This window comes from Klebsiella sp. CTHL.F3a, assembly GCF_019890895.1.
Classification (GTDB): domain Bacteria; phylum Pseudomonadota; class Gammaproteobacteria; order Enterobacterales; family Enterobacteriaceae; genus Klebsiella; species Klebsiella grimontii.
Genome location: NZ_CP082360.1, coordinates 337,162 through 350,225, shown reverse-complemented (window position 1 = coordinate 350,225; position 13,064 = coordinate 337,162). Strand labels below are relative to the sequence as shown.

Genomic DNA, 13,064 nt, shown 5'->3' with positions numbered 1-13,064 from the left:
TGGAGTCGACTCCAGAGTGTATCCTGCGGGTAATGAGAAAATTATCATTACCCGGAGGGTCCTATGTCGGCTCCAGAATCGCAGGATAAAAAAGTCCCACAATTCTCATCGTTAAAATTTACCCCTGCCGCACAGCCTGCGGAAAGCTGCTGCGCGGACCACGCCTGCAGCAGCGAAACCGCCGCTGAAAACGACGCGTTCAGTCACGCTCGCTTTAGCTGGCTGGTAGAAGGCATGGATTGCGCGGCCTGCGCCCGCAAGGTTGAAACCGCCGTTCGCCAGGTGCCGGGAGTAAGCCAGGTTCAGGTGCTGTTCGCCACCGAAAAGCTGCTGGTCAACGCCGAGGGCGACGTTGGTCCGCAGATCGAAAGCGCCGTGCGCGCCGCGGGCTATCAGCTGCGGGATGAAAACGCGCCCCGGACAGAGGACTCCACCTCGTGGCTGCGCGAGAATCTGCCGCTCATCACCCTGGTCGCAATGATGGCCCTCAGCTGGGGGCTGGAGCAGTTTAACCCTCCTCTGGGCGAAATCGCCTTCATCGCAACCACCCTTGTCGGCCTATGGCCGGTCGCCCGGCAAGCAATACGCCTGATCAAAAGCGGAAGCTGGTTCGCCATCGAAACCCTGATGAGCGTCGCCGCCATCGGTGCGCTGTTTATCGGCGCCACCGCCGAAGCGGCGATGGTGCTACTGCTGTTCTTAATCGGCGAACGCCTTGAGGGTTGGGCCGCCAGCCGCGCGCGTCAAGGCGTCAGCGCGTTGATGGCGCTGAAACCCGACACGGCAATCCGCGTGCGAGACGGCGTACGCGAAACCGTAGCCCAGCGCGACCTGCGCCCCGGCGACGTGATTGAAGTGGCCGCCGGGGGCCGTCTGCCCGCCGATGGCCAGTTGCTCTCGCCCTTCGCCAGCTTCGATGAGAGCGCGCTAACCGGTGAATCCGTACCGGTGGAGCGTAACGCCGGGGAACGCGTAGCGGCCGGCGCCACCAGCGTCGATCGTCTGGTACAGCTGACGGTGCTCTCCGAACCGGGCGACAGCGCCATCGATCGCATTCTTAAGCTGATTGAAGAAGCGGAGGAGCGCCGCGCGCCGATTGAGCGCTTTATCGATCGCTTCAGCCGCATCTATACCCCGGCGATTATGGTCGTCGCGCTGCTGGTAGCCCTTGTTCCGCCGCTGCTGTTTGCTGGCGCATGGCTGCCGTGGATCTATAAAGGTTTAACGCTGCTGCTGATTGGCTGTCCGTGCGCGCTGGTGATCTCCACCCCGGCGGCGATTACCTCAGGGCTGGCGGTGGCGGCGCGTCGCGGCGCGCTGATTAAAGGCGGCGCGGCGCTGGAGCAACTGGGCCGCGTGCGCCAGGTGGCGTTTGATAAAACCGGCACCTTGACTATAGGCCAGCCGCGCGTCACCGCCGTGATGGCGACCGCGAACATTGGCGAAAACGATCTGCTGGCGCTGGCGGCCGCCGTGGAGCAAGGCTCCAGCCACCCGTTAGCCCAGGCCGTCGTACGTGAGGCGGAGCAGCGTCAGTTGGTGATTCCGCTGGCCAGCGGCCAGCGCGCGCTGGCCGGCTCCGGCATTGAGGCGCAGGTCGAAGGTCGTCAGGTGCTGATTTGCGCCGCCGGGAAAAATAACGATCCGCAGTACGATGAACGTATTCAACAGTTGGAGAGCGCCGGACAAACCGTGGTGCTGGTGATGCGCGATGAGACGCTGCTGGGGATTCTGGCGCTGCGCGATACGCTGCGCGACGATGCCCGCCAGGCGGTGGATGAGCTCCATCAGTTAGGCGTTCAGGGAGTCATACTGACCGGCGACAATCCGCGCGCGGCGGCGGCCATCGCCAGCGAACTGGGGCTGGCGTTCCGCGCCGGGCTGCTGCCTGCGGATAAAGTACAGGCGGTGATCGCGCTCAACGCCGAGTCGCCGCTGGCCATGGTCGGCGACGGAATCAACGATGCGCCGGCGATGAAAGCGGCGACGATTGGCATCGCCATGGGCAGCGGCACCGACGTCGCCCTGGAGACCGCTGATGCGGCATTGACCCATAACCGCCTGACCGGGCTGGCGCAAATGATTTCGCTAGCGCGCGCCACCCACGCCAATATCCGGCAGAACATCGCTATCGCGCTGGGTCTGAAGGGGATTTTCCTCGTCACCACCCTGCTTGGACTGACCGGCCTGTGGCTGGCGGTGCTGGCGGATACCGGGGCGACGGTGCTGGTCACCGCTAACGCGCTGCGGCTGTTACGTAAGAAGTAAGGGCGAGTCCCGGGACGGCGCTTGACGCGCCTGGCCCGGGCTACAGGTTAGTGCGGTCTGGTTTGTTGTAGCCCGGATCAGGCGCCAGCCGCAATCCGGGGAAACCTGAAGCGGATCAGTGGCTTTTACGGATCAAATAGCGGTACGGCAGCGCCTCGGTTTCCTGCGCCAGCAGTTCATGCTCCATAAAGCGGCAGAAACCGGGAATATCGCGGGTCGTCGCCGGATCGTCGGCCACGATTAGCAGCGTCTCGCCCACCGGCATGGTACGCACAGTCTTACGCACCATCATCACCGGTTCCGGGCAACGAAGCCCCTGCGCATCAAGCGTATGATCAGGGCTGGAGAATAGTTCGCTCATTTTCATCTCACATTAACAAAACGGCCCTAGTTTACCCCCAGTTCGCCAGTACGCAAGCCAGGTTAACGTTTGCGCGAAAAACAACCATTGCAATACGCTCGCAACGCAGTATCATGCAGCCGTTTTTATTGGGTTCCCTCACCCCAACTCTCTGGCCCTAAATCATTCGAGTTGCAGAAAGGCGACGACGCAGCGAATTTCCAGCAGCTTACATCAGTAAGTGACTGGGATGAGCGAGGAAAGTTAACGCATCTGCAGCTTGAAGAATAACGGGCATAAAAAGGTCACAATATGAGTCCGTTTACTACCGTACAGCGTAAAAAAGCGCTGATCTGGCTATCGCTTTTCCATCTGCTGGTCATCACTTCCAGTAACTATCTGGTGCAGCTGCCGATCTCCATCTTTGGTTTTCATACCACCTGGGGCGCGTTCAGCTTTCCGTTTATTTTCCTCGCCACCGACCTGACGGCGCGGATTTTCGGCGCTCCGCTGGCGCGACGCATTATCCTCGCGGTGATGATTCCGGCGCTGCTCATCTCCTACGGGGTTTCCGCGCTGTTCTATATGGGCGAGTGGCAGGGCTTTGCCGCATTAACCAGCTTTAATCTGTTTGTCGCCCGTATCGCCGCCGCCAGCTTTATGGCCTACGCGCTGGGGCAGATCCTCGACGTCCACGTCTTCAACCGCTTGCGTCAGAACCGCCGCTGGTGGCTAGCGCCCACGGCATCCACTCTTTTCGGTAACGTCAGCGATACGCTGGCCTTCTTCTTTATCGCCTTCTGGCGCAGCCCGGATCCGTTTATGGCGGCGCACTGGGGTGAAATCGCCATCGTCGACTACTGCTTCAAGGTGCTGATTAGCATCGTATTCTTCCTGCCGATGTACGGCATGTTGTTGAATATGCTGCTGAAAAAGCTGGCAGATAAATCTGATTTATCCGCATTGCAGCCAGGTTAAGAGTACTCGTGAAACGATGTGATAAGATAAGCGAATGAGCCGTTAGTGGCCGTTTATCGAAAGGAAGATGTCAATGCGCAATTTGGTTAAATATGTCGGTATTGGCCTGCTGGTTGTGGGTCTTGCGGCCTGTGATAACAGCGATACAAAAACGCCGACTGCCGGGGCGGCTGCGGAAAGCAACGCCAGCGGGCAACCTATTAGTCTGCTGGATGGCAAACTGAGCTTCTCCCTGCCAGCCGGTATGACCGACCAGAGCGGCAAGCTGGGCACCCAGGCCAACAATATGCACGTCTATTCTGACGCTACCGGCCAGAAAGCGGTGATCGTGATTGTTGGCGACAGCACCAATGAAGATCTGGCCGTCATGAGCCAGCGTCTGGAAGAGCAGCAGCGCAGCCGCGACCCGCAGCTGCAGGTGGTGAGCAATAAATCCATTGAGATCAAAGGCCACACCCTGCAACAGCTGGACAGCATCATCTCCGCCAAGGGCCAGACCGCCTGGTCTTCCGTCCTGCTCGGTAAGGTTGATGACAAACTGCTGACGCTACAGATCACGCTGCCAGCGGATAATCAGCAGCAGGCGCAGACCGAAGCGGAAAACATTATCAACACCCTCGTCATCCAGTAACTACTGGCCTGACGCCGCGGCCTCCGGTTCAGCGACCGGGGGCCGTTTTTTTAACCGCCATCCCAGCAGCAGCGCCGCCGCGACCAGCCCCGCCGCCGCCAGATAGATCGATGAAATGCCCGCCCACGCCATCAGCAGCCCGGCAAGCGGACCGGTGATCCCCAGCGAGAGATCCATAAATACCGTATAGGTTGCCAGCGCCGCCCCCTGGTTCTGCTGCGGCACGGCCTTCACCGCCACCACGCCAAGCGCCGGGAACACCAGCGAAAAACCGGCTCCGGCAAAGAAGGTGCCGACTTTCGCCAGCAGCGGCGTCTCCGCCAGGCCTACTAACAGCAGCCCAATAATCTCGACGACAAAACAGATCATCGCCACGTTCAGCCCGCCGAGGCGGTTAATTCCGTTGGGGAACAACAGCCGGGTGCCGACAAAGGCGCAGCTAAACAGCGTCAGGGCGAAGGCGGCACCGTCCCAGCCTTTAGCATCATAAAACAGGGTGATAAAGGTGGCGATAACGCCAAAACCCGCCGAAGCCAGGGCCAGCGCCATGCCGTAGAGCCAGACGCGCCCCAGCACCGCGCGAAACGACATCGCTTTACCCCTGCCCGCTTTCACCGCTGCCCGCGGCAACGCGCACAGCACCGCCACCAGCGCGACCGCCATAATAGTCAACGCCAGCCCGTGCAGGCCCATCAGCGAGTAACAGAGCACGCCGAGCGGCGCACCCATCGCCATCGCCCCGTAAGTGACAATGCCGTTCCAGGAGATAACCCGCCCGATATGCAGCGAACCGACTACCCCGACGCCCCACAGCGTGGAGCCGGTTCCCGCGAAGCTCTGCCCGATGCCGAGAATTATGCGCCCAAGGCACAGCAGCGCCAGGCTAACCACGGGCAAACCGCCGAAGAGCGCCGCCAGCAGATAGCCGAGTCCGCTCAAAAAGCAGCCGCACAGGCCGAAAATGACGATCTTTTTTGGCCCCAGCTGGTCGGCGTAACGCCCGGCGTGCGGGCGGCTGAGCAGCGTAGCGAAGTACTGGAGGCTAATCACCAGCCCGGCCCAAAAGGCACTAAACCCCATCACATCATGAACGTAGCCGGGCAATACCGCCAGCGGCAGGCCAATGGTCAGATAGCTGGCAAAGTTAAACATCACGACAGAGACAATCCGCAGATTGAGGCGCAATCCATTGAGCGCCGGTTCAGCGACGGTTTCGGGCATCGGGTTCCACCAGATTTTTACAACTGTGTTTCATTTCTACCACGCCACACGTTATAAATCAGCAGCCAGATTAGGATTCCTGGCAGCAAGCCAGCCGCTACACTTAGAGTCTATCCCACCAGGCGTTATTGTCGCAGGCAGTTTGAACACGGACAGCGCACAGAAACCGGAGCGTACACGGAGTACGTGAGGATTGACTCGCTACGCTCGCCCTCCGGGCCGCCCTGAAGGGCGTTCAAAATACTTTCGTATTTTGTCGAGCACTGCCCGTGTTCAAAATGGCAAGTAAAATAGCCCTAATGGAGTGGGCTCTTAATGAAAATCATAGAAAGGAAGAGTGAATGACAACCCCTCAGCCCGATAAAACGGGCATGCATATTCTGCTCAAACTGGCGTCACTGGTGGTTATCCTCGCCGGTATTCACGCCGCGGCAGATATCATCGTGCAGTTATTACTGGCGCTGTTCTTCGCCATTGTCCTCAACCCTCTGGTCACCTGGTTTATTCGCCGCGGCGTGCGTCGCCCGGCAGCCATTACTATCGTGGTGGTGGTGATGCTGATCGTGCTCACCGCGTTAATTGGCGTACTGGCCGCGTCGGTTAACGAATTTGTCGCCATGATGCCAAAATATAATAAAGAGCTGACGGCAAAAGTCCTGCGATTGCAGGAGGCGCTGCCGTTTTTGCATATTCACATGTCCCCGGAGCGTATGCTACAACGCATAGACTCTGACAAGCTGATGACGTTCACGACCACCCTGATGACCGGGCTGTCCGGCGCTATGGCCAGCGTCGTTCTGCTGGTGATGACGGTAGTATTTATGCTTTTTGAAGTCCGTCATGTGCCCTATAAGCTCCGTTTTGCCCTCAACAACCCGCAAATCCACATCGCCGGTCTTCACCGGGCGTTAAAAGGCGTTTCGCATTATCTGGCGCTGAAAACGCTGCTCAGCCTGTGGACAGGGGTGATTGTCTGGTTAGGACTGATGCTGATGGGGGTACAGTTTGCGCTGATGTGGGGCGTGCTGGCTTTTCTGCTGAACTATGTGCCTAACATTGGCTCGGTGATTTCCGCCGTCCCGCCGATGATCCAGGCGTTACTTTTTAACGGGTATTATGAGTGTCTGCTGGTCGGCGCGCTCTTTTTAGTCGTGCACATGATTATCGGCAATATTCTCGAACCCCGCATGATGGGCCACCGGCTGGGCATGTCTACGCTGGTGGTTTTCCTCTCATTGCTGGTTTGGGGATGGCTGCTTGGCCCGGTGGGAATGCTGCTGTCGGTACCGTTAACCAGCGTGTGTAAAATATGGATGGAGACCACCAGGGGCGGCAGTAAGTTAGCCATCCTGCTCGGGCCCGGTCGCCCCAAAAGCAGGCTACCGGGCTAGCCCTGCCGCTTCACCGGCCAGAAGATCGTCAGCACCCCGGCGACAATCAGCAGCACGCCCAGCAGCGATTGCCAGTGGAAAGGCTCATGCCAGCCGGGGAGCCAGATGGCGGCGGCCCATACCAGGATGTAGCTCAGGCTCAGCAGCGCGTAGGCTTTCGCCAGCGGCAGTCGATGCAGGGCGAAGTACCAGCAGACCATCGACAGCAGGTAACCCATAAGCCCAAACGCCAGGCCAAACGTGCCCGCCCGCAGATGCAGCAGATGGTTGAGGAAGGTGAATATCTCCGTCAACGGCGGGAGCTCGACCATCGCGCTGCGCAGCAGCAGCTGCGCGCCGCTCGCCAGGCCGACGCTGAATAACGCCCAGATTAAGCCCATCAGATACGGCTCCCCAGAATAACGATCCCGACGACGATGAGCCCCACGCCAATCCAGTGGCGACGCGCGACCGGCTCGCGCCAGATCCCCCACGCCGCCAGGGTCACCCAGACAAAGTTCAGGCTTAGCATAGGGTAGGCGATACTGACCGGGATCGACTGCAGCACGCTAAGCCACAGCAGCATACTGCAGCCCAGAGCGAGCAGCGCTAAACCCAGCCAGCCGAGGATATGGCGCCCGCGCCGCCCGGATTTGGATGGGCGGGTGGCCTGTTTCTGGCACAGCTGTCCAGCGCAGCTCAGCAGGCTGGCGAAAACCAGACAGATCCACACGCTCATTGCGGCAGATACTGGATAAACACCACGCGCCCTAGCTCGTAGGAGCTATCTGGTTTCGGTAGCGCTAAATCAGCCATACTTTCTCCTTTGTCCATCAGCAGAACCAGCGAGACGGGGCCCTGCTGGCGGTGTGTCGCCAGCCAGTCAGCAAAATGCGCCTGATCGACAAACTGGCGCTGCGCGTCCGGCCAGGAGAGACCGTACTTCAGCTCGCCCTGCTTGTCGAACAGAATGATATCGCTGCGCTTGAGCTCCCACGACAGCCCGCCGGCGATACCGACGTTATTGGTCAACACGTAGCGGCTCGGGGTCAGCGATTCGCTGACGATATCCACCAGGAACTGCGGCTGCTTGCTGTCGATCACCCGATCCGGGATAGCGAAGCCCACCAGCAGCGCCAGCCCGAGCGGGCAGCAGGAGGCGAGGGTCCAGCGGCGGCCGTTGTCCTTCATCGCCAGCCAGCCCATCAGCGCCCAGCAGCCAAATATCAGCGCAGCCAGCAGGCATTTATAGAGCTCAATATGGCTCCATACCGGCTTGTGCATAAAGCCCCACGGCGAAACCACCAGCACGGCGACCAGGCCAATCAGGCCAAAGGCCAGGTTGATCGCGCCGTTAATTTTCAGCGCCTTCGCCCCCGCCTTCGCGGCGTCCAGCGCGTAGCGCGCCATCAGAATCGACAGGGGAGCAAAACAGGGCAGGATATAGGTTGGCAGTTTACCCTTAGCAATGCTGAAGAACAGGAACGGCATCGCCACCCATCCGAGCAAATAGAGCGCGCCGCGCGACTCATCGCGTTCGGTCCAGCCGCGCTTGAGCGCCCCCGGCAGCAGCGCCAGCCACGGCAGGCTGCCGGCAATCAGGAACGGAATGTAGTACCAGAACGGCGCTTTATGCTGGGCATCTTTTTCCGCGAAACGCTGGATATGCTCCACCCAGAAGAAGTAGCGCCAGAAGTCCGGCTCGCGTTTGGCGATGGCGAGCCCCCACGGCAGCACCACCAGCGCGCAGACGCCCACCGCCAGCCAGCCGTAAGTCAGCACTTCGCGCCAGCGCTTACGCGCAATCACCCACGGCAGTACCCCGACCACCGGCACCGCCAGCGCGAGGAAGCCTTTGGTCATCACCCCCATCCCGCAGGCCACGCCGAGTAAAACATAGCCGAGAATTTTGCCGCCGTGGCTTTGGGCCTGCGCCGCGCCCCAGAAGCTGCACATCGCCAGCGCCATCCACATGGTGATCATCGGGTCGAGCACCGCGTAGGTGCCGATACCGTAGACCAGCAGCGCGCTCAGGAAGATCACCGGCGACAGGATCGCGACGCGTTTATCGCGGAAAAGACGCCATGCCAGCCAGGCGACCAGCAGCGCGGTGACGGTAATGGAAAACACCACCCCAAAGCGGACGGCAAAATTATTGTGGCCGAATAGCCACTGGCCGATGCTGTTGATCCAGTAGCCGGCAATCGGTTTTTCAAAGTAGCGCAGCCCGAGGAAATGCGGCACTACCCAGTCGCCGGTCGCCAACATTTCGCGGCTGATCTCCGCGTAGCGGGTTTCATCAGGCTGCCAGAGCAGGCGGAAGTTGAGCGGCAGTAAATAGTAGAGGACAAAAAGGGCGACCAGAGAGGCGCCGTAGCGAATGCTTTTCATCAAACACCCGAATTGAGTAATTGTTCACGTCCAAGCCAGCCTTCCCGGCCGGCCAGTTCACCACGAACCACCTTCCCTCGCGGCAGCACGCTAAAGTCGGCGGGCAGAAGCTGGCTTAGCGGGCAAAACTGGATCTCTTCCTGTGCGGCCATGGTCAGCAGTTCATCAAACTGATCCGCAAAGGCGATGCCTTCCACTTCAGCATGGATGGTATAGACCGGCGTCCCCGCGTCGCGGTGGATGCAGTCCAGCAGATAGCGGTTGAAGCCCGCAATATCCACCGCGTTTCCCACCGCTTCATCCCAGGTCGGTAAGGTCACCGGGATCTGCACGGTCCCCGGCGCCCCGTTCCCCAGCTGCGGCAGAAAAGGCCCGGTCCCCCGGCAGTCGCTGTTATAGAGGAAATCGAAAGCCTCTTTGGCTTTGATCACCCGCTGATCGGCGCGCCAGCCAGCAACGGCGGAACAGGTTACCGGGCGACCGATAATCCGCTCCAGCTCCAGCAGCCCGCGTTCAACCTCCAGCGTCAGCCTTTCCTGCGGCCAGACGCCGCTCCACGCCTGCCAGCTATAGTGATCCCAGGCGTGCAGGCCAACTTCATGCTCCTGCGCGGCGGCGCGGATAACTTCTTCATTACCCGCGCCGATCCTGCGCCCTGGCCAGGCGGTGCCGGCCAGCAGGATATCCCAGCCGTATAGCGACGCGGCCTTTGAGCGCAGCATCTTCCACAGAAACTTCGGCTTTACCAGGCGCCAGATATGACGCCCCATGTTGTCCGGCCCGACGCTGAAAAAGAAGCTTGCCTGAATCCCGTGCTGGCTCAGCAGAGCCAGCAGTCGCGGGACCCCGTCCCGCGTACCGCGAAAGGTATCGACATCTATGCGTAAGCCGACCTGTTTCATGATTTGCCGCTGTCCGTCAGTTCAACCGTACGCAGGAAGAAGTCCAGGGTATGTTCCACGGTCTCTTCCATTTCCACCGTCGGCACCCAGTTCAGGCAGCGCTTCGCGTTGCGAATGCTCGGCTTACGATGTTCGACGTCCTGGTAGCCTTTACCGTAGTAATCGCTGCTTTCCACTTCGCGGAATCCGGCGAATGGCGGGAAGCGGTCGCGCAGCGGATGGCGTTCAAAGCAGGCCAACAGCATTTCCGCCAGTTCTTTGATACTCGCTTCGTTATCCGGGTTGCCGATGTTGATGATCTGCCCGTCGCAGCGGCCGTCCTTGTTCTCAATGATGCGGAACAACGCTTCGATACCGTCGCTGATATCGGTAAAGCAGCGCTTCTGCTTACCGCCTTCAATCAGCTTGATCGGCGAACCTTCGACCAGGTTGAGGATCAGTTGGGTGATGGCGCGAGAGCTACCGATGCGCGCGGCATTAAGGTTATCGAGGCGCGGCCCCATCCAGTTAAACGGGCGGAACAGAGTAAACTTCAGGCCGTTCTTATCGCCGTAGGCCCAGATCACGCGGTCCAGCAGCTGCTTGGAAACCGAGTAGATCCAGCGTTGTTTGTTAATCGGCCCGACCACCAGATTGGAGGTATCTTCATCAAAGTTGTTGTCGGTACACATGCCGTACACTTCCGAGGTCGACGGGAAGATGATGCGCTTATCGTATTTCACGCAGTCGCGGATAATCTTCAGGTTCTCTTCGAAATCCAGCTCAAATACGCGCAGCGGGTTGCGGGTATATTCGATTGGCGTGGCAATCGCCACCAGCGGCAGGACCACATCGCACTTCTTAATGTGGTACTCGATCCACTCGGAGTGGATGCTGATATCGCCTTCAACGAAGTGGAAGCGCGGGTTGTCGAGGAAGCGGCTGATAGCGTCGGAGCCAATGTCCAGGCCGTAAATCTCGTAGTTGTCGTCCTGCAGCAGGCGCTCGGTCAGGTGGTTGCCGATAAAGCCGTTCACCCCGAGGATCAGCACGCGGGTACGGCGCTTAATCGCCACCACCGGTTTGCTGCTCAGCACCGCGCCGGCAACCAGGCCAAGCGCCTGCGCCAGCTGGGTACCCTGCATATAAACGCCGCGCTCGGTCTGCCCGGTAACGATTTCTAACGCCCCTTCCTGACAGGCGACGACCAGCGGCGCAACGGAGAGCACCGTCCCTGCTTTGGCGGCGGCCAGATCGTGGCGCACGCGGGATTTCCAGACGATAAACTTGTTTGCGCCGGCGTAGCCGAACGCGCCCGGCCACGGATCGGAGACCGCACGGACGAGGTTGTGCAGCGTCTGGGCCGAATGTTCCCAGTCGAGGCGACCGTCTTCCGGCGTACGGCGACCGACGTAAGTCGCCTGGCTTTCATCCTGGACGCGCTCTTCGGTTTTACCGTCGCGGATGGCGGGTAGCGCCTGTGCCAGCAGATCCGACGCTGCGGCGCAGAGTTTACGGTGCAGCGCCAGCGCCGCGTCATCCGCGCCGATCGCGACGCTTTTCTGCGCCACGATATTGCCGGCATCCGCGCGGTTAACCATACGGTGCAGCGTTACGCCAGTTTCGCTTTCACCGTTCACCAGCACCCAGTTCAGCGGCGCGCGGCCGCGGTATTTCGGCAACAGTGAACCATGCAGGTTAAAAGCCCCCTGCGGCGCAATATTCAAAATGTCATCGCACAGCAGGTTGCGGTAGTAGAACGAGAACAGCACGTCCGGTTTAATCTCACGGATACGTTCGATCCACAGCGGATGATTCACATCTTCCGGCGCCCATACCGGGATGCCTTGCTCAGCGGCAATACGCGCCACGGAGCCAAAAAAATGGTTTTCGCCAGGGTTATCCGGATGGGTAAAAATAGCGGCGATGTCATAACCGGCATCCAGCAGAGACTGAATACCTGCACAACCCATATCGTGATAAGCGAAGACTACGGCTTTCATGAACGATCTTCCTCTTGAGATGCCGTTTCCGGCTGGCGAACAACACGTTGAATAAAGTAGCGGGGGCGGGCGCGGACATCGTTATAGATGCGGCCGATATACTCCCCGAGCAGGCCCATCCCGACGAACTGGGCGCCGATAAACATAAATAGCACCGCGAACAGCATGAACACCCCTTCCGCCGCCCACTGGGGACCAAACACCAGACGCAGCACAACCAGCATCAGGCCGAAGGCGAAGCCCAGCAGAGCGATGACGCTGCCGAACAGGCTCAGCAGGCGCAGCGGCGTGGTGGTCAGGCAGGTCACCAGGTCGTACATCAGGTTAATCAGGCGCATAAAGCTGTATTTGGAATCGCCGAATTCGCGCTCGGCGTGCATCACCGGGATCTCAACCGCCCGGCGGGCAAAAGTGTTCGCCAGAATCGGGATAAACGTACTGCGCTCATGGCAGTTGAGCATCGCGTCGATGATATGGCGGCGATAGGCGCGCAGCATGCAGCCATAGTCGCCCATCGCTTTACCGGTGGTGCGCTGGATCAGGCGGTTGATCATCTTCGAGGCGCTTTTACGGAAGAAGGTGTCCTGGCGGTTCTGGCGCACGGTACCGACCACGTCGTAGCCCTCGTCGGCCTTCTCGACCAGGCGCGGGATCTCTTCCGGCGGGTTTTGCAGGTCGGCATCAAGGGTAATGATCAGGTCGCCGGTAACGTGACTGAAACCCGCCATAATCGCCGAGTGCTGGCCGTAGTTGCGGTTCAACAGGACCGCCACCACGTGGCTGCCTTCGGCCTCGGCGGCTTCGGTGAGCATCCGCGCCGAGTCATCGCTGCTGCCGTCGTCGACCAGCAGAATTTCATATTGCCGTCCGAGCGTCGCGCAGGCGGTGTCGGTGCGGCGGATAAGCTCCGGCAGGCTCTCCTGTTCGTTATACACAGGAATAACGACCGAGACCTTTTTCACGGGAGGATAGCTAAACATA

At 59.8% G+C, this 13,064-nt stretch carries 12 protein-coding genes; 4 read left to right on the top strand and 8 right to left on the bottom strand.

All coding sequences use genetic code 11. The features are described from left to right. Positions 1-63: 63 nt before the first annotated feature. Complete coding sequence (gene zntA, locus K7H21_RS01575; protein WP_049122719.1) at positions 64-2,268, top strand: Zn(II)/Cd(II)/Pb(II) translocating P-type ATPase ZntA; 2,205 nt, start codon at positions 64-66, stop codon at positions 2,266-2,268. Positions 2,269-2,383: 115 nt separating this feature from the next. Here the strand turns inward: zntA and tusA are convergent, their stop codons facing one another. Continuing rightward, positions 2,384-2,629 carry a sulfurtransferase TusA gene (tusA, locus tag K7H21_RS01570; RefSeq protein ID WP_004106582.1) on the bottom strand — a complete coding sequence of 82 codons (246 nt, stop codon included), beginning with the start codon at positions 2,627-2,629 and terminating at the stop codon, positions 2,384-2,386. A 291-nt stretch (positions 2,630-2,920) separates the two neighbouring features. Here tusA and K7H21_RS01565 point away from each other — a divergent pair, with 291 nt between their 5' ends. Beyond that, positions 2,921-3,586 (top strand): 7-cyano-7-deazaguanine/7-aminomethyl-7-deazaguanine transporter, encoded by a 666-nt coding sequence (locus K7H21_RS01565; protein WP_223035528.1) that lies wholly within the window; start codon positions 2,921-2,923, stop codon positions 3,584-3,586. 73 nt (positions 3,587-3,659) lie between these two features. Next, positions 3,660-4,217, top strand: coding sequence for a DcrB family lipoprotein (locus K7H21_RS01560; protein ID WP_004126200.1), 558 nt, complete (start codon positions 3,660-3,662; stop codon positions 4,215-4,217). Here the strand turns inward: K7H21_RS01560 and K7H21_RS01555 are convergent, their stop codons facing one another. Further along, positions 4,218-5,438 carry an MFS transporter gene (locus K7H21_RS01555; RefSeq protein ID WP_154902607.1) on the bottom strand — a complete coding sequence of 407 codons (1,221 nt, stop codon included), beginning with the start codon at positions 5,436-5,438 and terminating at the stop codon, positions 4,218-4,220. Positions 5,439-5,779: 341 nt separating this feature from the next. Here K7H21_RS01555 and K7H21_RS01550 point away from each other — a divergent pair, with 341 nt between their 5' ends. Beyond that, positions 5,780-6,829, top strand: a complete 1,050-nt coding sequence (locus K7H21_RS01550; protein WP_087828578.1) for an AI-2E family transporter — start codon at positions 5,780-5,782, stop codon at positions 6,827-6,829. Here K7H21_RS01550 and arnF read toward each other — a convergent pair. The 6 genes from arnF to arnC are packed head-to-tail and all read right to left on the bottom strand — an operon-like array spanning position 6,826 to position 13,063. Then, a complete protein-coding gene (gene arnF, locus K7H21_RS01545) occupies positions 6,826-7,209 on the bottom strand; it encodes a 4-amino-4-deoxy-L-arabinose-phosphoundecaprenol flippase subunit ArnF (RefSeq protein ID WP_004126203.1) in 384 nt (127 codons plus the stop codon). The genes K7H21_RS01550 and arnF overlap by 4 nt on opposite strands. Beyond that, positions 7,209-7,547, bottom strand: a complete 339-nt coding sequence (gene arnE / locus K7H21_RS01540; protein ID WP_004126204.1) for a 4-amino-4-deoxy-L-arabinose-phosphoundecaprenol flippase subunit ArnE — start codon at positions 7,545-7,547, stop codon at positions 7,209-7,211. Before arnE ends, arnF begins: the two co-directional genes overlap by 1 nt. Then, entirely contained in the window at positions 7,544-9,199 is a 1,656-nt protein-coding gene (gene arnT, locus K7H21_RS01535; RefSeq protein ID WP_223035527.1) for a lipid IV(A) 4-amino-4-deoxy-L-arabinosyltransferase, read from the bottom strand. The genes arnE and arnT overlap by 4 nt, the downstream gene beginning before the upstream one ends. Next, positions 9,199-10,101: a 4-deoxy-4-formamido-L-arabinose-phosphoundecaprenol deformylase gene (gene arnD, locus K7H21_RS01530; RefSeq protein WP_004126206.1), complete on the bottom strand. Its 903-nt coding sequence runs from the start codon at positions 10,099-10,101 to the stop codon at positions 9,199-9,201. Before arnD ends, arnT begins: the two co-directional genes overlap by 1 nt. Further along, on the bottom strand, positions 10,098-12,083 hold the full coding sequence (gene arnA, locus K7H21_RS01525; protein ID WP_004126207.1) for a bifunctional UDP-4-amino-4-deoxy-L-arabinose formyltransferase/UDP-glucuronic acid oxidase ArnA: 1,986 nt from the start codon (positions 12,081-12,083) through the stop codon (positions 10,098-10,100). The genes arnD and arnA overlap by 4 nt, the downstream gene beginning before the upstream one ends. Next, positions 12,080-13,063 (bottom strand): undecaprenyl-phosphate 4-deoxy-4-formamido-L-arabinose transferase, encoded by a 984-nt coding sequence (gene arnC / locus K7H21_RS01520; protein WP_004126208.1) that lies wholly within the window; start codon positions 13,061-13,063, stop codon positions 12,080-12,082. The genes arnA and arnC overlap by 4 nt, the downstream gene beginning before the upstream one ends. Position 13,064 lies beyond the last annotated feature (1 nt).

Excerpts from the sequence above, each read along its gene's own strand:
- zntA (WP_049122719.1), top strand. The coding sequence starts at position 64 with ATGTCGGCTCCAGAATCGCAGGATAAAAAAGTCCCACAATTCTCATCG.
- tusA (WP_004106582.1), bottom strand. The coding sequence starts at position 2,629 with ATGAGCGAACTATTCTCCAGCCCTGATCATACGCTTGATGCGCAGGGG.
- K7H21_RS01565 (WP_223035528.1), top strand. The coding sequence starts at position 2,921 with ATGAGTCCGTTTACTACCGTACAGCGTAAAAAAGCGCTGATCTGGCTA.
- K7H21_RS01560 (WP_004126200.1), top strand. The coding sequence starts at position 3,660 with ATGCGCAATTTGGTTAAATATGTCGGTATTGGCCTGCTGGTTGTGGGT.
- K7H21_RS01555 (WP_154902607.1), bottom strand. The coding sequence starts at position 5,438 with ATGCCCGAAACCGTCGCTGAACCGGCGCTCAATGGATTGCGCCTCAAT.
- K7H21_RS01550 (WP_087828578.1), top strand. The coding sequence starts at position 5,780 with ATGACAACCCCTCAGCCCGATAAAACGGGCATGCATATTCTGCTCAAA.
- arnF (WP_004126203.1), bottom strand. The coding sequence starts at position 7,209 with ATGGGCTTAATCTGGGCGTTATTCAGCGTCGGCCTGGCGAGCGGCGCG.
- arnE (WP_004126204.1), bottom strand. The coding sequence starts at position 7,547 with ATGAGCGTGTGGATCTGTCTGGTTTTCGCCAGCCTGCTGAGCTGCGCT.
- arnT (WP_223035527.1), bottom strand. The coding sequence starts at position 9,199 with ATGAAAAGCATTCGCTACGGCGCCTCTCTGGTCGCCCTTTTTGTCCTC.
- arnD (WP_004126206.1), bottom strand. The coding sequence starts at position 10,101 with ATGAAACAGGTCGGCTTACGCATAGATGTCGATACCTTTCGCGGTACG.
- arnA (WP_004126207.1), bottom strand. The coding sequence starts at position 12,083 with ATGAAAGCCGTAGTCTTCGCTTATCACGATATGGGTTGTGCAGGTATT.
- arnC (WP_004126208.1), bottom strand. The coding sequence starts at position 13,063 with ATGTTTAGCTATCCTCCCGTGAAAAAGGTCTCGGTCGTTATTCCTGTG.